Here is an 18,987-nt window from a genome sequence, read left to right on the forward strand (position 1 = left end):
GCAAAATAGCCATCTATCCGAAAAAATTCAGGGTAGATGGCCATTAGTCGTGCGTACTGAGAAGGTGCGCTTATTTTTTTATATTTCGGGCTTACAATGAAACAACTATGTCTAACAATTAAATGTGTATCTTTTTATGTCTCTTTTATATTTTCCACTTGTACTTTAAAGGAATCTGCATAAAGCCCATTGTTTTTTTATATTTTAAGTCGATAAATATTACTTACATTTGGCAATATCAATTTAGATTTCCCTAGTTTCTTCTTTAAGCCATACTCTCTCTTCTTCATTTAAATAAGGACCTAGTTTTGTGTATACCTCTTGATGATAATTGTTTAACCATTGCTTTTCACTTTCTGTTAACATCTCTTTATTTATACCGGCTAAATCAATAGGGCAATACGTGATTGCTTCAAACTTCATAAATTGACCAAACTCTGTTTTCTCGTCTTCAACTACTAACATCATATTTTCAATTCTAATTCCATATTTACCCTCGAGGTATATTCCTGGTTCATTTGTAATAATCATGCCTTTTTCTAAAATAACATTATTATGATCATTCCTTATGCTTTGTGGTCCTTCATGAACATTTAAGAAAAAACCTACCCCATGTCCAGTCCCGCATTTATAGTCCAAACCATACTGCCAAATTGGTTGTCTTGCTAAAACATCTAAGTTTGAGCCTGTTGCTCCGTATAAATATTTTACTGAGCTTAAAGCAATAAACCCTTTTAACACTAAAGTAAAATCTCTTTTTTGTTCATCGCTAAGTCTTCCTAAAACAATCGTTCTTGTAATATCTGTTGTTCCATCATAATACTGTCCACCTGAATCAATTAAAAAAAGACCTTCATTCTTGAGCGTATATTGGGTTTCTTTATTAGCTTTATAATGCATCATCGCAGCATGTTCTTTATAACCTGCTATCGTATCAAAGCTAGGTCCAACAAATCCTTCCTGCTCTCTTCTGAAATCTTCTAATCTTTCTTCTGCAATAATCTCTGAAATTTCTGTTTTATCTACAGAGTTTTTTAGCCATTTAATAAATTTCACCATGGCTAAACCATCTTTTATTTCACACCATTTTAAATTTTTTATCTCAACTTCATTTTTAATAGCTTTTAAATTAGTTGTGATGTTAGGGCTTTCAATTTTCTTTGTACTGCTGTTAATAGCATTATATAATCTGATATTTGTTTTATTTGTATCAAGAATAACAGCATCTCCGTTTGAAAGATTTCCTAATAATGTTTGTATTTCAGCACTCGCTTTTAACTCAATTCCCTCAGCTTCCAGTTCTAATTTAATCAAAGGGGAAACCTTGCAAGAATCAATAAATAAGTAACATTTTTGTTCTGCTACGATTACATTAGCTGTTGCAATTGGATTGTTAGGCACATCTGCCCCTCTTATATTCAAAAGCCATGCAATGTCATCAAGAGAAGTTAAAATATAATAATTTGCTCCTTTATTTTTCATTTCTTCTCTTACTTCATTTAATTTTTCAACTCGTGATTTGCCTGCATATTTTACGTCATGCGTAAAAATTGGTCCTTTAGGAATCTCCGGTCTATCTTCCCACAGATCACCTATTAAATCTTTATTCATTTTTAATACGATTCCCTTTGCTTTTAGATCATTTTCCATCTTTTTAACCATATCAATCGAAAAAACATTTCCATCAAAGCCAACATTGCTTCCTTCTTTAAGAACATCTGCCAACCATTTTGTATAAGATGGTACCCCTGGGTCCATCATTCTAAATAATCTGATTCCTGAGCTCTCAAGCTGCTTTTCAGCTTGAATATAGTATCTGCCATCTGTCCATAACCCAGCATCCTCTAATGTAATAACTACAGTACCTGCAGACCCTGTAAATCCTGATATCCATTGTCTACATTTCCAATGTTCTGCTACATATTCACTTTGATGTGCATCAAAGCTGGGTATTATATAAGCATCCATTTGATTTTCTTTCATTAGCTGTCTTAACTTTTCGACTCTATCTCTGATATTCATAACTAATACCTCCATTTTCTTTAAGACTAAATTCTTTACTTTCACGCTCATACAGCCATACAGCTATTACTATACTAATTATTCCGGCCGTAAGCTTTGATATTATAAATGCGCCTATCATTTCTGGTGCTACTCCTGACACAAAACCAAGTTGACCACCAAATACAAAAGCTCCACTTACTCCAAAGGCAGTACTTACCACTTTTCCTTTAGGATTCATTTCCTTATATGTTCCAAATATCAACAAATTACTAGCTAAGCTTCCTAGAATACCTGCTACTGAGACTGAATTAATCCCAAACTTCTCCCCTATTTTTTCAAAAGTATTTTTAAAAATCCGATTAATAAGTGCTAGCATGGGATTTGCTCCCCCTAAAACAAGTGCAATCTTGACTACTATAACAGTAGATTCAGAAAGTGGTGCTAATCCTGAGACAAGCCTTACACCAAATATCACATTTATACCTTGTAAAAGTAATCCAACAGTACTCAAACTCACTATAAGCTTTCCAAATACATTATAAACTTTTTCTGTTGATAAAATTAGACTTTTCACTGTCTTTTTTGCATTAAACCTAAGAACATACTTTAGATAAGGTATCTTCATCTAGGAGATAGTATCGTTTAATATTAGCAATATTATTGCAATATAATTGACATGGACGTAAACGAATTAACATCTCCTTGTTCTTTTTCTCAGAAAAATCTATGTTACGATTATTTAGAATTAGCAACCAAGAACATGGAGGATAAAAAAATGCTTAAAAAAATTATATCAATTGTACCAGTTGCAATGCTCTCGGCAACTTTAAGTGCTAATGCTCAAGCTGCAACGATTACTGTACAAAAAGGAGATACCCTTTGGGATCTATCACGTGCAAATAATACATCTGTAGAAAATATCCAAACGTTGAATCATCTTACTACCGACCTTATTCACCCCGGGGATGTCTTAACCATTGCACAACAATATACCGTTAAACAAGGTGATACATTATGGGACATAGCCCTAGATCATCAAGTAACCGTTTCGCAAATTAAAGAATGGAACCAATTACATACTGATTCCATTCATCCAGGTTTAAAACTATTCATCTTTGATGGTTTGAAAACTAGTAATACGGCTGTAACTGAGAAACCAATAATGCCTGCAGCACATGAATCAAAGGGAACTACAACTTCAGCAGCCGCACCATCAACAAATAAAACAACTTCAAAGGAACGTACACCTGAAGCAACTGCTCCATCTACAAGTAATACCGCTTCAAAGGATCGTACACCTGAAGCAACTGCTCCATCATCAAGTAATACTGCTGCAAAGGATCGTACAACTGAAGCAACTGCTCCATCATCAAGTAATACTGCTGCAAAGGGTAATACACCTGAAGCAACTGCTTCATCAACAAGTAATACTGCTGCAAAGGAAATTACAGTGGAAGCTTCAGCCTATACGGCTTCATGTGAGGGATGTACCGGTATTACCGCTACTGGAATTAACCTTAAAACAAACCCAAATGCAAAGGTCATCTCAGTTGACCCAGCTGTAATCCCACTTGGTAGTAAAGTTTATGTAGAAGGCTATGGTGAAGCGATTGCAGGGGATACAGGCGGAGCCATTAAAGGAAATCGAATCGATGTCTTTTTCCCTTCTCAACAGGATGCAATCAATTTTGGAGTAAAAAAATTAAAGGTAACAATCTTAAACTAACAATTCTAATTCCAGCCTATTCTTAGGCTTTCATATATATACAAAAAGGTGATTTTGAATCCTTATAATAAGCAAAAAAGAACCAGATTTGGTCCTTTTTTGCTTATTTTTTTAGCTCTTTTAAATCAATAAATGTTATATAACTAACCTGATTAGCAATTTAATAGATGAAACTATTCGACTTCGTCAGCCTTGTTCCCATCTAATTGGTATGTGCCCCCGACTGTTTCGCCCATCCCTTTGCAATGTATTACATTATCGATATCGTAAAGTGAATTCGGTTCTTGGCAGTTGGATGTTCTTTCCCTCTAAACGGTTATTATTTCAACACCTTTTGCTATTAAAGCACTTTGCCATTCTGCATCAAGCTTAGCATTCGTAAATAATAGATCGATATCATCAAAACTCCCACTTTTATAAAACTTCATTAAGTTGAATTTTGATTCATCGACCATCATGACAACTTGTCTTGCATTTTTCTTTAATCGATTAAATATTTGAGCGTCCTCAATATACGTGCATGTTAATTCCTTTTCCAATGAAATTCCATCACAAGAAGCAAATAATTTATTCACCGTAAAATGATCAAGTAAGTTTAATGTCATATCACCCGATAATGCTAATGAATTTGTATTTAACATTCCACCAGCTACTATCAGTTTGCAATCAAATGACTCATACTGTTCCTTAAGCTCAATAATTTTATTCGCAGCAGGTATGGAATTTGTCAAAATAGTGAGGTTTTTTTTGTCATATAGATAGTCCAATATTTGCATCGTCGTTGTGCCAACTTCAATGGCAATAATATCATTATCTTCTACCAAATTACTTGCTGCCATTGCTATACTACGTTTTTTATCAATGTTTTCATTGCGACGTTTATTAAAAAATAATTCCATGGTATGATCGTTTTTCTTTAGAGCTCCACCGTGTATTTTCGTTAGCTTACCTTCTTTATGCAACAAATCTAAATCTCTTCGGATGGTTTCTGTCGTAACATTTAACACTTTTGCTAAATCATTGACCATCACACGATTGTATTGATCTAGCTCATCAAGTATGTATTTTCTTCGCTCAAATTGTGTATAAGATTTCATCATAACACCTCTTTGTATTCCACAATATACTTTAACCTTAAAGGCTCTTCACCAAAAATGTATTAATCCTTAGTTCTATTGTAATTAAGTTACCCAGCAAATGAAAGTTTCCTATAAATACTTAACCTTTTAAACATTTCATTTACAATTCCTTTAAAAAATCTCTGAGAAAAGTTGAAATCATTCATTTCGAACTAAATCAAATTTATTCTTGCTAAATCTTTATAAAACGACTACCTTCTCCTTCATATTCTCCCCTTCCATTCACGACAAGATAAAATCATTAAACAGAAAATATTATTGTAAGCTAGCAATAATTAGTATAAAGATGATAAAATATACTAATAAAGGGGGCTAGAAATATGGGAAAATTAAGCAAAAGAAATATACTGTGGATTGTGCCAATCGGTATTTTAGGGGTATTTTGGTATTTTTATGGTCCACAAAAGGACATTACAGATAATGAATATATTACATATGTTAAAAACTATTCATTTGAAAATAGTAGTAAAACGATAGAATCGGGCTTTGCAAGTGCTTGTGAAAATCCGTATTGGGTGTATTTTGAAACACAAAAAGGACAAGATGTTGTTGAATTTAAAGGTGATTGTCCCGTTAATAAAAAAACGGAAAAGGTGAATGTTCAATTTTTAGTTGACCGTGACATGACTAATGTGCGGTACGGTGCCATGCTGGTCGACAATAAAATGCAGGAGGAAGCGGATCGGGACAAATACCTTTTAGCTCTATCAGGCGAATAAATGAAGATAAAGCTCTCGTGTAATGATCAGAACGAGAGCTTTTTAGATTAAGTTAAACAGTCCGTTAACAGTACGGAGGTGATGGATTGAATCTCCGAAGCGACGGATTGAATCTACCAAAAATTGAAATAGAACCTTCATTTTCGGAAATCAATTAATCATTTTACCGCTTTCCAAATGGTCCATCTGTCTTTTTCAACTATAGTACTTTCTATTGAAATTGACTTATCCATATAAGTCACTAATGCATTTAATTCTTCATCGTCTAATTCATGTAAAATGCTTCTTCCTGTTCTTTCCTTTAAATCTTTTAATAATTGCTCTTTCTGTTCATACACTTCCCTGGTTTCCCATAGTTTTACTTCTTTAATCTCGCTAAATCCTATTTCCTTCAGTGTTTCAACTACTCGGTCGCTACTATGTCTGCGTTTAATTTCTTGTTCTTTTAATTTTGGAAAACGTTCAAAGAAATAACCTCTTATATGGCAGTCATCACCTTTTAATAAACAATCTTCTGGTGTACGGTCTTGGATAATGTAGACCCCTTTATCCTCCAAAATTCTATAGGCCTCTTGAAAACAAGTTTTTAAATCTTGGATATGATGAATTAAAGCTCGTTCAAGTAATAACTGAAAGCTGTCATCCTCTAAGCCTGTATCCAACGCATTCCCTTGTTTGAACGTAATATTATGATAGTCTTTACAATTTTCTTTTGCCCCTACGAGCATTGCCTCCGAAAAATCCACGCCGATCACAGATGGTATACCCATATCTGCTAATGCTTTTGAATAAATTCCTCCACCACAACCGATATCTGCAGCCTTAGAAATACTCGTGATCGGGACAAGTTCTTTCAAGGTTTCCATCCATGAATTGTCAGCACGTCGAGTTGTATAAGAAGTTTGATTGCCCTTATTGTGAAAATCAATTCCCATCTTTATCACTCTTTTCTTTATGGATATTTTTGTTATCTATATTTTACACCTATTATAAAACATAAGTAAAATTAATGTTAATTATAATTTTCGATAAGCTATCCTTATTGATATAAATCCACTCTAATGATTTTAGTTTTTCATATGCATAAAAAGCTGCAAAATATAAGGCATTTTCTAAGAAATCCCCCTATTGAGACATAAACTACCGTTATTAAATGTTAATATTCACCTTTAAAATAAACCTTTACACAAAGGTAACTTACAGTGTAAAATTACACTAAAGGTTACCTTGATTAATAATAATGTTATTTGAAAAAAGATTTGGTCTCTAAGAATGTTCGACTAATTCATCTAAAAAAAAGATATTCTCAACAACAATCAGATACTGTTCTATAAAGACACTGGTTAAGTTGAAAAAGAACATCACTTTATTGGTCGAAGCAGCACTAGCTCACGGATGTCAAAAAGGAAAAACATTTGGGGAAAATTACCTTGAAATGAGATTACGAAAAAAGAAAGTTTATACTATTTAAATTTTAGAGGAGCAATTAACATGGAAAAAAACAAGAAAGTCATTCTATTAAACAGCCTATTAGTAGGAACAATCCTATTAAATCTTTTTATCTTTACTTCACGTATGCCCATTTTCCCTTGGTTTATTGAAGATGCATGGGGATATTTAGGAGTATTCCTAACGGCACCAATCTTAATAGGTATTTATTTCATCCTAAGACATTACCACAAGCTACAATTAGTCACAAACATCAATAAAGTAATTCCATTATTTGTCGCAGTAACATCACTGATTATTGTATTTATGCAGACAAATGACTTTTTAAATATTGTTGCCCTTGTCATTAACGTAGCAGCTATGGTATTTTTAGCAGCAGGTTCCCTATTCACTCAAAAAGAAATGGCGCTTTAATCAAAATATAGACCTTAATAAGCACAAAATAACCAGGTACTCATCAATAAAGTGAGTCCTGGTTTTTTGCTTAAAAATATATAATTTAAAAAGATGATAGCTTTTGGGTTACCCGAACAATAAATAAGCAACCCCTTTAATTACACAAACAATTAACTCTATAGAAAGGATAACGTCTATTTCGTTTTATTGATAAATTAATAGCCTAAAATATCTACTTCTGCTGCTGAGGCGTATCCATTTATTCCATTTACGACCTCTAATTTCACATATTTAGCAGGTACGGGATCAAATGTTGCAAATTGTTGTTTCGTGCTACTTTCCCATGTTCCAGAAGTTGCTTTTTGATAATTAACACCATCTGGACTTGTGTAAATGTTGTAGTTAAGAATACGACCATTTGCCGGTCCAGATTGCCTAGGAACATATGCTAGTTGTGTAATCGTTCGAGTATCGCCAAGATCAATCGTTAAATTGAACGGATATTTGTTTTGCTCGCTCCATTTACTATGCCAAATCGTACTAGTTCTTCCATCAATCGCATTCGTTGCAGGTTCCACACCTAATTCTTCACTACTTGCAATTACCTTCATGTTTTCTTTAGATAATGTGTTTAACGAAATATGTCTAGTATCAGTCGCTTCCCAAATAGGTGCAGTTAATGTTGGATAATGTAAAGCCTCTATATTCTGTCTAGTTTCTGCCGATGCTTTAAGTCCCCATTGATCAAAAAACGGAAGCAAATTTTGTTTTGCTACTTTGGATGTGTTATAAATAAATGCTTGTATTTTCTCTTCATCCGTTTTTGGAAGTTGATTTTCGGGTAATTCACGGTATATTTTATGAATATTCGGATAAAAATCATCGCCATATGCTAATTGAAGTTGCCAAATCATCACAAGCTTCACAAACAAGTCGTCAATATTTTTATAATCTTTATCTGTTTGTTTTAAGTATTGAAAGGCTCTTTCATAATCCCCTTCTTTTTCCAAACGTGTTGGTTCATTTGGGAATAATTGCTTTTGTGCAGCTAAAGAATATAGATTAACCGTTACTTCAGTCATACCTCTAAGGTCATTCCACGTCCACGGGTGTTGTTGTCTTGCGTGTCCTGCTTCATGCATCTGTCCCCATCCAAACTTATTTACATTCAAAGCACTTTCGATTGCGTTCCCAGCAGTAGTAAAAAAGCCTCCATCAAGAGATGCATACATCCCCCAATCTGGTTTGTTAGGGTTTTCTACAAAAGCCCAAAGGCGGCGAGTTGGTCGATGTAAAGGGTTAGAGTCTGTTTCAGATAATCCTGATATCTTATCTTGTGCTCGAATCATTTCATCATATTTCTCTAGTAAGGGAACAGGGTCTTGATCTACGATATATTTTCTAGCACTAGCCTGAGTAACAGTAAGTACTGCTTTCTCTGATTTTAGTTGGACGGCATGTGCATCAGGGTATGTATTCATCATAGCAATCCAGTCTTCTTTCGTATGCTTCCCTAATTCAAATAATGGAACATGACTTCCACCTTGTGTTACTTTCACGTGAATTGTTCCTGTATTTTGATAGTTATCAAATCCTAATAAACCACCATTCGGAGAGGAAATGGTATTAGAGCCCGGAACAAGAGTAGATTCTTTACCCCATTCTTTATCGTATCCATGTGTACCAATAATAGCTCTAATTGGCTGTGATCCTGATACTTCAATTGTAACTTGTTCATTTGGTTTTACATAGATTCCAGTTGGAGTGAATGTTTTTTGCTGTGCTCTTCTTTCTCTTTCTGCTTCCTCCTCATAACTCCCTGTACCTGGAAGATCAAATTCTCTTTGTTCATATTGAGCTGTGGTTTGCGTAGCAGCTGTTTCAGCATGAACAACTGCATGATTTGTCATGATAGGTGTAAATAGTGCAGTTGTTAAAATAGCAGAAGTTGCAAATATTTTTATTGATTTTTCTAACATATAAGTTCTCCTTATATCACAAGATTTTTTTGACATCGATAAAACAAAAGCTACCAGTGATAAAATTACAAGAATTAAAACCGTCTTTCCCTTTGTGCAGAAGGGAAAGACGGTTTTAATTCTTTATTTACTCTAACACTACTAGTAACACCTAACAATAATTATTAAAGCTCAAAAATCTTGTTTTAATTAGGCGTAAAAACTATTTTTATATAAGAATAAAGGATTAGACATACGAGCTATCCCCTTATTATTGTTTTTTTACAGGCGCTTTGTCCTAGAACTCATATATAGATCTAATAAAATCATTTATTTCTCCTCAAATAAAACTAAAGATTTACTAAATACACTACGTAGAATGCTGTTTTAAAGGTGTTTAAATAGTGATCAATTGAATTAATATTGTTCAAAAATAGATAATAAAAATTGTTTAATTCCGATTTTCGAATCTTAAAATAAAGCTCCCGTTATTGTAAGATAAAAAAGCCGTTAACTTCTTAAAAGAATCATCTTCTACGTTCAAAAAATTATATTACAATTATTTTTGTAACCATTCTAACATTAACTTTATGAATCAAGCACCCGCCGAGTTTTCTATCGTTTTTGAATGTGTATTAGAATATGTACATAAATTCTCAACAAAAAAACTCATGCAATAATTATTTTTTGCATGAGTCTTTTGAATTTAATTTATTTTGTATCTACGGATTGGATAATGTTTAGCTCAAGAATTCGAATTTCCTGATTTAACTTAGAAATTGCCGCTTCCATTTGTTCAGCTGTAGCTTCAAAAAAAAGATTGTTACTAAATTCATAAAAACTTTATGATTTGCATTTAGAAAATCACACTCTCTATAATCTAAAGATAGAAGCAAACAACCGAATACCAAATAACATAAAAGTATTTACAAGACAAAGGATTATATCTTTCAAGTTTCTCATTCCCAATTCAGCCACTTTACTTTGAATTCATTTCATAATTATTTTTCATAATAATTTGCATCGTCAGCACGATACTAACTAGTGTAACTATTAGTAGTAAAATCCCGTCATCATTATTCAAATCAAATCCATAAATAATACTTAAACAAATCACACAGCTTAACGAATTTAAGCCGAATACCACTCCCCAGATGACTTCCTTGAATCTTTTATAGGCTCTATTACCAGTTAAATACCTTATATAAAAGAAACACACCAAACCTATTCCTACTACTACAAGCGATGGCTTTATGAAGGATGATGTTAAGGTAATCGGCTCTTCCCAAGGCATATCCGTATAAATAATGTTAGAGAAACTAATCATATTGAAAACAAAGACACAGAGAAGAACATAAAAGAATAAAATCCATTCAGCTACATAAATTATCGGTAATATAAGCTTTTTCAACATTTTCTTACCTACCATTCGTTTGTATTCTCCATAAACTTTTTAGACTATAACGTTTGACGGGGTAATATTAGTAAAAGTTCCATATTAAATGGAACCTTTCTACATCTATCCTGCCCTGTTAATTGAAGAAGAAAAAGATGGGACTCTGTGGAATCCCATCTTGAAGTAAAGCACTCGTTAGCTTAAGTATTTTCTTTCACAAACTTTTGCTTGGTGTTAATCCGATTTAATAACCTTTTGTTCAATTCCCATAACGCCGTTTTATTGCTATCCCATTTCAAAAGCGTTACTGCCTCTTCAAAACATAACCATTTGTAGTTGAGGTGCTCTTTTGATAAAGATATATCTTTTGTAGGAACATTAACACCAAAAGAAAATTCTTTTAATACATAAACATCTTCTCCCCAAAGGAAGTTCCCAACTACATCTTCTACTGGTAGTGAAGACATAGAATCTAATTCAATATATGGATAATCTCTTGTAATACCAGCCTCTTCATATGCTTCTCGTTTAGCTGATTTAATAGGAGTCTCACCCTCTTCTCCACCACCAGCTAATCCCTGCCAATATCCATAATCACTTCTCTTAAAAATTGCATATTCAATAGAATTGTCAGTGATTATATAAGGAAATACCAAAACTTGATAAGGTGCCCTCATTGCTTATCTCCTCCCAAAAATAACCTTAAAATATATTTGACCTTTCTTCAACCAACCTGCTTACTTTAGTTTAAGTAGAAAAAGGCTCTACTCCTTATATGAAGTAAAGTACCCCATTTAGTGAAATAACAAATTAGATTTAACGATTTATACTTTTTGTCATTCCAATGGAAAATTTCTTAAACCCAAAAGTTTCATAATAGGATTCCAAACTTTCTACACACATTAGTTGAGGAATCACTCGATTTTGCTCACAATGTTGAATTATTCGATTCACCATTTCTTTGCCGATTCCTTCAGACTGATAGCTTGGTATAACACACAGCCCACATACTATCCCAGTAATTACACCATCTGAAATAACACGTCCCATACCCACTAATTGTTTTTCGTCAAAAGCATAAATTGCATACCAACTTTGATTGCACATTTGTTCCAAATCATTAATTGTTAATTTAAGTGAATTCCATCCTAAAGATTCATATAAGGTTAGTAATTGCTCAAAGTCATTAGGGGGTTTTATTGTATAATGTATAGATTTTTCCATATAATCACCTCTGAATTTTTGTTTATTCCAGTTTAACATCAACACTTTAATTTATATATTTCTTTAATACAGATTTTTCCATTAACCTCCGTTAGTTTAAGTACACTTCTTCACAAAATTTATAGTGATATTAATGTAAATATCCAACAAAAAACCATCCCACCTTTAGAAATCTATAAAGATGAGATGGTTTTAATCAAACTTTATTATAAATGAACAAACTTTATTACAAAGCCACACACTAAAGTGACGTTAACATAGACATTCAATAAAAAAATTCTCTCCTCTAAGAAATCTATAGAGGAGAAATGATTTTAATCAACCTTATTATAAATAATCCATCCTTCTTACAAAGCTACAGCGGTAATAATCTTTTTTTCAAGTAACGAACTTTTTTAACAAGTATCAATCTTTTTTTCAATACAACATCAGCGCTCCAAATGACTTTTGCTGAGGTTGTCCATTGGTATAGCTTCTTTTAACGCTGCCTGCCTTGCATATAGAATTTCTAGTAAATCCAACTTTTCAAAATAAGCTGTACTATATTCTATTTCCATACTCAAAGCCCCTTATATATTACTTTTTCATCACTATAAGATTTTTAAATTCTTAATAGTACTTTAACCGAAAAAGAAAGGGTAAAACTGTTTCTAAGTTATCATTTATTATCCAATTAACGGTATTTATCGATGTGAAAATATATTTCATAGCTTATTAGGCTATTATCGAGAAAATGCACCTTCCATATCTCTTTGTAAAAATGAATAGACAAAAGTATCGTGCGCTTGACCATTTTGATACATATAATCTCTCAGAATCCCTTCCTTTTGAAAACCAATTTTAGTTAGTAATTTATTTGAGGCTTCATTTTCTATAAAGACAACAGCCCCTATACGGGTCAGCCCCATCTGCTCAAAGCCGTAAGATACAATTTCGGTAACCGCTTCTAACGTATATCCTTTTCTCCAATAATCAGGATGAATTTCATAACCGATTTCTGCTCGTTTATATATTGGCGACCAAGCGTTAAAGCCAATTGTTCCGATTATATCATTCGTTCCTTTTCTTTCAATTCCCCATCTTATTCCTCTTTTTTCAGCAAAGCTCTTTGAAAATAATTTTACTAGATTTTCTGCTTGCTGTATTTCTAGGAATGGCTCTTGTCCATAATAGCGAGTGACTTCTTCATTAGAAAAACACTTAAAAATGCTCTCTGCATCATCCTGTGTAAGCTCTCTTAAAATAAGTCTTTCTGTCTCTAAATTAGGAAACATTCAATTCTCCCCCTTTACTATCTATTTCTCTATATTTCCATTAAAATCCTTTAAAAAATAAGAAAAGAGCACATCCAATAGAATGATGCACTCATAGGTTTTATCCAAAAATTTGCGCGGCTATGGCGAATAGCGTATTATTTCTTGCTGGCATTTTTTCAGCATGAAGAATCATAACTGGAGGTGTATTTGCCTTTTCAAAGCCACTTTGCTCTAAAAATTTAGTGAATTCAGAATGACCAGATGGTACATCCATTCTTAATTTTCCATGATGGTCTTTCACTAAAGCATCTAAAATATAGGTAGCCGTTTGTGAATTTGGCGCCACAATAGGACCTAAAATTAGATTGATTGGCCCTGCAATTGACATGCCAAAGCCTATAATATTTGCCTGATGGTCTTTCACAACGATACAACGCCTAGATTGTTTTAGCCTATTCCTTAGAAAATTACTTCTTTGATCTCCAAAGGCTGCCGCATCTAAGCTGACAATATCGGCAAAGTCCTGCTCACGAAAATCATCTATTGTCCACTCATTTGAAGCTAAGCTATGCGTCCCGCTATAATGGTCTGCAAGATATTTATGAACACAATCAACTGTGGTAAAGCCCATTTTCTTATATAAAGGCTCACCATCTTTGGTCGCGACGAGCATAATTGCTGTGTGTTCTGAAACACTTTCAATACATTTTTGAGTAGCTAATTTACCTAGACCGAGTCCTCTATAATTCTCATGAACAATGACCATGCCAATTGAAGCTAAATTTCTTTCATATGTAATAATGGCAGCACTTGATACAATTTTTCCCTCAGCATTTTTGTGACCAAATATTTTACCTGACAACATAACCGTTGTTATATCAAATTCTTCATAATCCCACCCGACAGAGTCAGAAAGAGCTATTAATCCTGGAATATCATTTGCATCAAATAACACTAACTGTAATGGATTATATGTATTCAATTCATTTATTCCTCCTCAAAAGAACATTCGTTTCCACTTTATATGTATAGATTATTCTATTCAAGTGGAATTTCCAGAAAATTTTTACTCAACACCAAAACGTAAGATTGATTTCCGTTCTGGCTGACCGCTTTCCTTAGGTGTCAAATGAGCCCAAGGTAGTCGCCCAGCCTCCAATCCAAATAATCATTAGCGCTTCCTTTTTACTGAAAATAGTAATTGACGGCCTCGTCCGCAGAATTTAACACGATATTATTTTTGGTTTTATAAATAAACTTTGGTGAAGTACAGGCTTTTTCGAGACTTTTTGCTTGCTTCAACGTATCGGTCATTTGCTCGATCATATCAGAATAGCCATCAAGATTATTAGATATTTTCGGCAGCATTGAATCCGAAATGTCGAGCTTAATGGAAACTTGATCCTCCACGTAATTATTTAAATTAATGAAAAAACATTCTTCTAGATTTTTCGAAGACTTATCAACATTAATAACAGCTTCATTATAATTGGCAATTAGTCCCGTAGATGTTACAGTTATTGTAAAACCTTGTTCTGTTAATTTTTTATTTATGCTATCAAGAAATGTATTAACTTCAGCATCTAATTTTGGCGTTACATTATTTTGTATTAATGTATCGCAATTTTGATAAATAGTATCAATTTCTGCCTGCTTTTCAACGAGTAATTTAAAATTTGACATAGAGTACACACTAAATCTCCCCTTTTCTATAAGTTTGACATTCGGGCGTTTTTTTAGTCATCTTTAAGCCATATATTTTCATTACCCAATCTGATTTAGGAGAGATATACATGCATATTAGGAATTCCATTAAAGCATTAATAGTAGAAGAAAACAAAATTTTACTGACAAAAAATAAAGACACTGAAGGCTACTTTTATCTTTTTCCTGGAGGTGGTCAGGAGCATGGAGAAACTTTTCACACTGCTTTAAAAAGAGAATGTATCGAAGAGATTGGTTGCTCGGTTGAAATCGGAGAACTACTATTTATTCGGGAATATATCGGGAAAAACCATGAGCATGCAGCTTTCGATTTTGATGCTCATCAAGCGGAATTTTATTTTGTTTGTCAGTTATCACAGGGAAAAGACACGAACTTTCAGCCAACAAATCCTGATAGTCATCAAATTGGACTAGAATGGGTAACGATTGAGGATTTATCTAATTATCGACTTTACCCAAAAGAATTAAAAAAGTATCTCCAGCAGTATGATAGCGGTCAAGCCACGCCCATCTATTTAGGAGATATAAATTAATAAAACAAAAGGCTGTCATAAAGAAAGAATGTGACAGCCCTCTAACCTTAAATTAAATGTTTTACCATTGTGTAATAGCTACTTCCTGGAGGATAATCTTTTATTTCTCCTACAACCTGATAGCCTCGCGCTTCATAAAACGTGCGTGCTTGAAATTCATATGTAGTTAACAGTGCCTTTGTAGCTCCCATTTGCTTAGCTGTTTCTTCAGCTTTCGCTAGTAGCTGTCCACCAATTCCTTTTCCACGGTATTCTTTACAAAACCAAAACTTGTTGATTTCCACCCATCCCCAATAAACCTCAGCAGTGATACCACCAATCCATTGGTGTTGGTGATCTGTGACGATTAAGTTTAAAGGACGTACAGAACCTTTTTGTCTACTTTCTTTATGATACGGTGAATGTTCATCATTGTACTTTTTTAACTTTGTATTTAAAAACGTAGTAAAGTCAACGTGATTTTCTAATAATACCTCTACTTGATAATCCATATGAATCCCCTCTCTATACAGATTTTATTCTTTATAACGCTCCACTAGCTTTTCCTGGTGAGCTGTGAAAATTTCTTCAAGTGCAATATCATATTTATTAGCTATCACAATTATATTTCCTAGAACGTCTCCAAGCTCTTCTACTAACTCTTGCTTATTTTCTTCATAAGAATTGACCTTTTCATCTGGTCGATCTCTCCCAATTTCTAATGCTCGTATAGCCCTTGCGACTTCCCCTGTTTCTTCAGCAAGAAAGCCTATACGCGTAAATATACTTAAATCAGACCAACCACGTGTATCATAGTAATCTTTCACCCATTTTTGAAATTCATTTAATTCCATTTCATCTTCCTCCATTTCTTTCCTTTTAAAATTAAATTATACTATATAAGAAAATAATCAGTTATGGAGGAAAGATGATGAATAGTATTGCAGTGTTTTGCGGATCGAGCATCGGTGCTTCTGAGGCATATAAAGAAGGGGCTATTCTTTTAGGAAAAGAATTAGCTAAACGTAATATTACCTTAATTTATGGTGGAGCTAGTGTAGGTGTAATGGGTACAGTTGCAGACACGGTTCTTCGTGAAGGCGGTAAAGTGATTGGCGTGATCCCTACTTTGCTAGAGGAACGAGAGATTTCACATAAACATTTAACAGAGCTTATTGTCGTTAATTCAATGCATGAACGCAAAAGCAAAATGATGGAACTAGCTGATGGCTTTATCGCTTTACCGGGTGGCCCTGGTACGTTAGAAGAATTTTTCGAAGTATTCACATGGAATCAAATTGGCCTTCTGCAAAAGCCATGCGGTATTTTAAATATTAATCATTACTACGATTTACTCATTGGGTTATTTGACCATATGCAAAACGAACAATTTTTACAAGCCCAATATCGAAACGCATTGCTTGTAGATGAAGACGTTGTAGCGCTTTTGGACAAATGTGCAGCGTATGTCCCTCCTGCAGTTAAAACATATCAAACTAGTAAATGATTAGATCGATAAAAGGGCTTAAAATTATAAGATATTGTATTGGTTTTAATAAAAATGCTTTACTATCTTACATACTCAAAAAACAGCTGAAATATGTTTATCAGCTGTTTTTCGTGTTGAATTGAGGTGTCTTATTAAATAAAGTATGACTCTATAGGTGCTTCCGATGAGTAACCCTTTCGCGTATAGTCATAATTTCCTTTTCAAGAATAACTGGATAAACTCAATATCCTCTTTTGTTATGTCTTCAATCTCATCAATCGACTGAATTACTTTCATAACTTGCTTATCTCGAGAATCTTTAGGTTTATTACTAAAATAATTAGTCACTGCAGATGTGAATATAGCGATAATCCCAAGCCCTACCATTAATAATACAGCAGCCATTAATCGACCTACTACGGTAACAGGCGCAATATCTCCATATCCAACTGTAGTAATTGTAATCAAACCCCACCACAACGCTTCAGCGTAAGTTTCAATCGCCGGTTCAACTATAGCAATCGGGATTGGTATGAGAAATAACATTGCGACACCAAACTTGAAAGCTGTGTCTAATCCATTCGTTCTTAACACCGCATAATACGGTTTTAAATAACGTGAACTAATACCAAGCAATTGAAGAACTTTAAATATACGTACGAGTCTAGCTGCTCTTAAAAGGGAATCGAAAGGAATTAAAGCTACTAACTCTAAGGGATGTTTCTTAACATAGTGCCACTTGTTTTCTGCTCGTGCAAAACGAGCAATGTAATCCACTACGAAAATGAACCAAATAGTTTGTTGAAAAATTACAAATCGTTTATCAAACATGAGAGCCAGGGCTACCGAGATAAGGATTAAAACAATCATAAAAATTTCATATGTAATTACAAGCTTTTTCACTAAATCTACCGCCTATATCAAATAGTTTAATAGTCATATATTTCATATCAAGTGTGTTGATCAACTATTTTTATCCATCCTCTCTATATACTTTGCTACCAGGATAAACGCCTTGGGTTGCCTACAAAACTTTTAAAATGTCTTGAATTTCAATTAAATGATCAATGATGTAATCCGCTTCAACACTTTGCCATCCATCATTTCTTTTCCAAATAGCCACCATTCCTACTTTTTTAGCTGCTTCCACATCATTGAAAGGATGATCTCCTATGTACATACTTTCGTTTGCTGACACCCCTAGTTTGGATAGTGCTCGATGAAATATTTCAACATTCGGCTTTTTAATGCCTTCCCATTCAGAAATAAGAATCACGTCAAAATGATCTTCAATCCCTAATGCCCGTATATTGTCTAATTGAAATTGCCCACAACCATTTGTAATGATGCCAAGTTTGAAGCCTTGCTTTTTCAAATTGTGTAACATACTATGCAAGTTTTCAAATGGAACACTGTGATGTTTAAATTGTTGTAAATAATCCTCTAACAATGCTTCTGGAGAAAGCTCAATAGAAAATTCTTCAACCATTTGCTTATAAACTGTGTCTTTCCATACGTAGCCTCCATTGTCTAACTCAATAAAGCGATGAACATACGTCTCCTTTAAAATATGTGACAGATGTGGCTTTAATCGCTCGTACTGTTGGTCAATGAATAAACGTACAGAACGATCACGATCTAACAATGTTCCATCTAAATCAAATATTACCGCTTTAATCAATGTCCTTTATCCCCTTTCACTACACCTCTTTACGTTTTTTCACAGCTACCGCAGTAATTATGACCGTTATTAGCTTTATCACGAAAATTAATATGTAAATACTGAAGGAAATGATTGCTGGTAATAGCACTAACCACCAAGACCATGCAATAACACCTGTAAGCTTTAATACGACCAAGACAATTGTTAATACTTCAGCGACTCCCATGTTCACACCACCTGTCAAATATAAAGTCTCTACAATGAATGCCTGAATTTCGTTATGCCTCAGACTTTATGATGAAGTCTGTACTTAAATTAGAATGCTTAAGCT

The 18,987-nt window shown here is 33.7% G+C and carries 22 protein-coding genes; 5 read left to right on the forward strand and 17 right to left on the reverse strand.

Features of this window, described 5'->3' with window-relative positions; all coding sequences use genetic code 11:
- Positions 1–243: 243 nt before the first annotated feature.
- On the reverse strand, positions 244–2,022 hold the full coding sequence (locus tag ACVWXS_RS22225) for an aminopeptidase P family protein (protein ID WP_456960182.1): 1,779 nt from the start codon (positions 2,020–2,022) through the stop codon (positions 244–246).
- Entirely contained in the window at positions 2,006–2,578 is a 573-nt protein-coding gene (gene eutH, locus ACVWXS_RS22230; RefSeq protein ID WP_456960183.1) for an ethanolamine utilization protein EutH, read from the reverse strand. Before eutH ends, ACVWXS_RS22225 begins: the two co-directional genes overlap by 17 nt.
- 201 nt (positions 2,579–2,779) lie before the next feature.
- Between eutH and ACVWXS_RS22235 the strand changes: the two genes are divergently transcribed.
- The gene (locus ACVWXS_RS22235) at positions 2,780–3,730 is read left to right on the forward strand and encodes a LysM peptidoglycan-binding domain-containing protein (RefSeq protein ID WP_456960184.1); all 951 of its coding nucleotides are present in this window, start codon (positions 2,780–2,782) and stop codon (positions 3,728–3,730) included.
- A 308-nt stretch (positions 3,731–4,038) separates the two neighbouring features.
- Here the strand turns inward: ACVWXS_RS22235 and ACVWXS_RS22240 are convergent, their stop codons facing one another.
- Positions 4,039–4,827: a DeoR/GlpR family DNA-binding transcription regulator gene (locus ACVWXS_RS22240; protein ID WP_456960185.1), complete on the reverse strand. Its 789-nt coding sequence runs from the start codon at positions 4,825–4,827 to the stop codon at positions 4,039–4,041.
- Positions 4,828–5,189: 362 nt separating this feature from the next.
- On the opposite strand from ACVWXS_RS22240, the gene ACVWXS_RS22245 reads away from it, so the two are divergent.
- Positions 5,190–5,588 (forward strand): glucosamine 6-phosphate synthetase, encoded by a 399-nt coding sequence (locus ACVWXS_RS22245; protein ID WP_374967093.1) that lies wholly within the window; start codon positions 5,190–5,192, stop codon positions 5,586–5,588.
- Positions 5,589–5,746: 158 nt separating this feature from the next.
- On the opposite strand, the gene ACVWXS_RS22250 is transcribed toward ACVWXS_RS22245, so the two are convergent.
- Complete coding sequence (locus ACVWXS_RS22250; protein WP_456960186.1) at positions 5,747–6,523, reverse strand: class I SAM-dependent methyltransferase; 777 nt, start codon at positions 6,521–6,523, stop codon at positions 5,747–5,749.
- 556 nt (positions 6,524–7,079) lie between these two features.
- Between ACVWXS_RS22250 and ACVWXS_RS22255 the strand changes: the two genes are divergently transcribed.
- Positions 7,080–7,451, forward strand: coding sequence for a hypothetical protein (locus tag ACVWXS_RS22255; protein WP_456960187.1), 372 nt, complete (start codon positions 7,080–7,082; stop codon positions 7,449–7,451).
- Positions 7,452–7,648: 197 nt separating this feature from the next.
- On the opposite strand, the gene ACVWXS_RS22260 is transcribed toward ACVWXS_RS22255, so the two are convergent.
- From ACVWXS_RS22260 to ACVWXS_RS22295, 8 genes are all read right to left on the reverse strand, one after another.
- Positions 7,649–9,412 carry a M60 family metallopeptidase gene (locus tag ACVWXS_RS22260; protein ID WP_456960188.1) on the reverse strand — a complete coding sequence of 588 codons (1,764 nt, stop codon included), beginning with the start codon at positions 9,410–9,412 and terminating at the stop codon, positions 7,649–7,651.
- Positions 9,413–10,370: 958 nt separating this feature from the next.
- Positions 10,371–10,820, reverse strand: a complete 450-nt coding sequence (locus ACVWXS_RS22265) for a hypothetical protein (RefSeq protein WP_456960189.1) — start codon at positions 10,818–10,820, stop codon at positions 10,371–10,373.
- Between the two features lie 167 nt (positions 10,821–10,987).
- Positions 10,988–11,464, reverse strand: coding sequence for an NUDIX hydrolase (locus ACVWXS_RS22270; protein WP_456960190.1), 477 nt, complete (start codon positions 11,462–11,464; stop codon positions 10,988–10,990).
- Positions 11,465–11,603: 139 nt separating this feature from the next.
- Positions 11,604–12,011 carry a GNAT family N-acetyltransferase gene (locus ACVWXS_RS22275; protein ID WP_456960191.1) on the reverse strand — a complete coding sequence of 136 codons (408 nt, stop codon included), beginning with the start codon at positions 12,009–12,011 and terminating at the stop codon, positions 11,604–11,606.
- Positions 12,012–12,439: 428 nt separating this feature from the next.
- A complete protein-coding gene (locus ACVWXS_RS22280) occupies positions 12,440–12,568 on the reverse strand; it encodes a hypothetical protein (protein WP_456960192.1) in 129 nt (42 codons plus the stop codon).
- A gap of 165 nt (positions 12,569–12,733) precedes the next feature.
- A complete protein-coding gene (locus ACVWXS_RS22285; RefSeq protein ID WP_456960193.1) occupies positions 12,734–13,285 on the reverse strand; it encodes a GNAT family N-acetyltransferase in 552 nt (183 codons plus the stop codon).
- 100 nt (positions 13,286–13,385) lie between these two features.
- Entirely contained in the window at positions 13,386–14,249 is an 864-nt protein-coding gene (locus ACVWXS_RS22290) for a GNAT family N-acetyltransferase (RefSeq protein ID WP_456960194.1), read from the reverse strand.
- A gap of 203 nt (positions 14,250–14,452) precedes the next feature.
- The gene (locus tag ACVWXS_RS22295; protein WP_175401815.1) at positions 14,453–14,950 is read right to left on the reverse strand and encodes a hypothetical protein; all 498 of its coding nucleotides are present in this window, start codon (positions 14,948–14,950) and stop codon (positions 14,453–14,455) included.
- 110 nt (positions 14,951–15,060) lie between these two features.
- Here ACVWXS_RS22295 and ACVWXS_RS22300 point away from each other — a divergent pair, with 110 nt between their 5' ends.
- Positions 15,061–15,525 (forward strand): NUDIX domain-containing protein, encoded by a 465-nt coding sequence (locus tag ACVWXS_RS22300; protein WP_456960195.1) that lies wholly within the window; start codon positions 15,061–15,063, stop codon positions 15,523–15,525.
- Between the two features lie 47 nt (positions 15,526–15,572).
- Here the strand turns inward: ACVWXS_RS22300 and ACVWXS_RS22305 are convergent, their stop codons facing one another.
- Both ACVWXS_RS22305 and ACVWXS_RS22310 read right to left on the reverse strand, forming a co-directional pair.
- Positions 15,573–16,016, reverse strand: a complete 444-nt coding sequence (locus ACVWXS_RS22305; protein WP_456960196.1) for a GNAT family N-acetyltransferase — start codon at positions 16,014–16,016, stop codon at positions 15,573–15,575.
- Positions 16,017–16,040: 24 nt separating this feature from the next.
- Positions 16,041–16,358, reverse strand: a complete 318-nt coding sequence (locus tag ACVWXS_RS22310; protein ID WP_456960197.1) for a MazG nucleotide pyrophosphohydrolase domain-containing protein — start codon at positions 16,356–16,358, stop codon at positions 16,041–16,043.
- Between the two features lie 77 nt (positions 16,359–16,435).
- Here ACVWXS_RS22310 and ACVWXS_RS22315 point away from each other — a divergent pair, with 77 nt between their 5' ends.
- Positions 16,436–17,011 carry an LOG family protein gene (locus ACVWXS_RS22315; protein WP_374967574.1) on the forward strand — a complete coding sequence of 192 codons (576 nt, stop codon included), beginning with the start codon at positions 16,436–16,438 and terminating at the stop codon, positions 17,009–17,011.
- Between the two features lie 189 nt (positions 17,012–17,200).
- On the opposite strand, the gene ACVWXS_RS22320 is transcribed toward ACVWXS_RS22315, so the two are convergent.
- The 3 genes from ACVWXS_RS22320 to ACVWXS_RS22330 form a co-directional block, all read right to left on the reverse strand.
- Entirely contained in the window at positions 17,201–17,896 is a 696-nt protein-coding gene (locus tag ACVWXS_RS22320; protein ID WP_456960198.1) for a potassium channel family protein, read from the reverse strand.
- Between the two features lie 121 nt (positions 17,897–18,017).
- Positions 18,018–18,674 carry an HAD family hydrolase gene (locus ACVWXS_RS22325; RefSeq protein ID WP_456960199.1) on the reverse strand — a complete coding sequence of 219 codons (657 nt, stop codon included), beginning with the start codon at positions 18,672–18,674 and terminating at the stop codon, positions 18,018–18,020.
- Positions 18,675–18,693: 19 nt separating this feature from the next.
- Entirely contained in the window at positions 18,694–18,882 is a 189-nt protein-coding gene (locus ACVWXS_RS22330) for a transmembrane Fragile-X-F protein (protein WP_456960200.1), read from the reverse strand.
- Between the last annotated feature and the right edge of the window lie 105 nt (positions 18,883–18,987).

It is taken from the genome of Lysinibacillus sp. TE18511 (genome assembly GCF_054062295.1).

What these genes read in the sequence shown, in the direction of transcription:
- ACVWXS_RS22225 (WP_456960182.1), bottom strand. Translation starts at nt 2,022, where the DNA reads ATGAATATCAGAGATAGAGTCGAAAAGTTAAGACAGCTAATGAAAGAA.
- ACVWXS_RS22235 (WP_456960184.1), top strand. Translation starts at nt 2,780, where the DNA reads ATGCTTAAAAAAATTATATCAATTGTACCAGTTGCAATGCTCTCGGCA.
- ACVWXS_RS22240 (WP_456960185.1), bottom strand. Translation starts at nt 4,827, where the DNA reads ATGAAATCTTATACACAATTTGAGCGAAGAAAATACATACTTGATGAG.
- ACVWXS_RS22245 (WP_374967093.1), top strand. Translation starts at nt 5,190, where the DNA reads ATGGGAAAATTAAGCAAAAGAAATATACTGTGGATTGTGCCAATCGGT.
- ACVWXS_RS22250 (WP_456960186.1), bottom strand. Translation starts at nt 6,523, where the DNA reads ATGGGAATTGATTTTCACAATAAGGGCAATCAAACTTCTTATACAACT.
- ACVWXS_RS22255 (WP_456960187.1), top strand. Translation starts at nt 7,080, where the DNA reads ATGGAAAAAAACAAGAAAGTCATTCTATTAAACAGCCTATTAGTAGGA.
- ACVWXS_RS22260 (WP_456960188.1), bottom strand. Translation starts at nt 9,412, where the DNA reads ATGTTAGAAAAATCAATAAAAATATTTGCAACTTCTGCTATTTTAACA.
- ACVWXS_RS22265 (WP_456960189.1), bottom strand. Translation starts at nt 10,820, where the DNA reads ATGGTAGGTAAGAAAATGTTGAAAAAGCTTATATTACCGATAATTTAT.
- ACVWXS_RS22270 (WP_456960190.1), bottom strand. Translation starts at nt 11,464, where the DNA reads ATGAGGGCACCTTATCAAGTTTTGGTATTTCCTTATATAATCACTGAC.
- ACVWXS_RS22275 (WP_456960191.1), bottom strand. Translation starts at nt 12,011, where the DNA reads ATGGAAAAATCTATACATTATACAATAAAACCCCCTAATGACTTTGAG.
- ACVWXS_RS22280 (WP_456960192.1), bottom strand. Translation starts at nt 12,568, where the DNA reads ATGGAAATAGAATATAGTACAGCTTATTTTGAAAAGTTGGATTTACTA.
- ACVWXS_RS22285 (WP_456960193.1), bottom strand. Translation starts at nt 13,285, where the DNA reads ATGTTTCCTAATTTAGAGACAGAAAGACTTATTTTAAGAGAGCTTACA.
- ACVWXS_RS22295 (WP_175401815.1), bottom strand. Translation starts at nt 14,950, where the DNA reads ATGTCAAATTTTAAATTACTCGTTGAAAAGCAGGCAGAAATTGATACT.
- ACVWXS_RS22300 (WP_456960195.1), top strand. Translation starts at nt 15,061, where the DNA reads ATGCATATTAGGAATTCCATTAAAGCATTAATAGTAGAAGAAAACAAA.
- ACVWXS_RS22305 (WP_456960196.1), bottom strand. Translation starts at nt 16,016, where the DNA reads ATGGATTATCAAGTAGAGGTATTATTAGAAAATCACGTTGACTTTACT.
- ACVWXS_RS22310 (WP_456960197.1), bottom strand. Translation starts at nt 16,358, where the DNA reads ATGGAATTAAATGAATTTCAAAAATGGGTGAAAGATTACTATGATACA.
- ACVWXS_RS22315 (WP_374967574.1), top strand. Translation starts at nt 16,436, where the DNA reads ATGAATAGTATTGCAGTGTTTTGCGGATCGAGCATCGGTGCTTCTGAG.
- ACVWXS_RS22330 (WP_456960200.1), bottom strand. Translation starts at nt 18,882, where the DNA reads ATGGGAGTCGCTGAAGTATTAACAATTGTCTTGGTCGTATTAAAGCTT.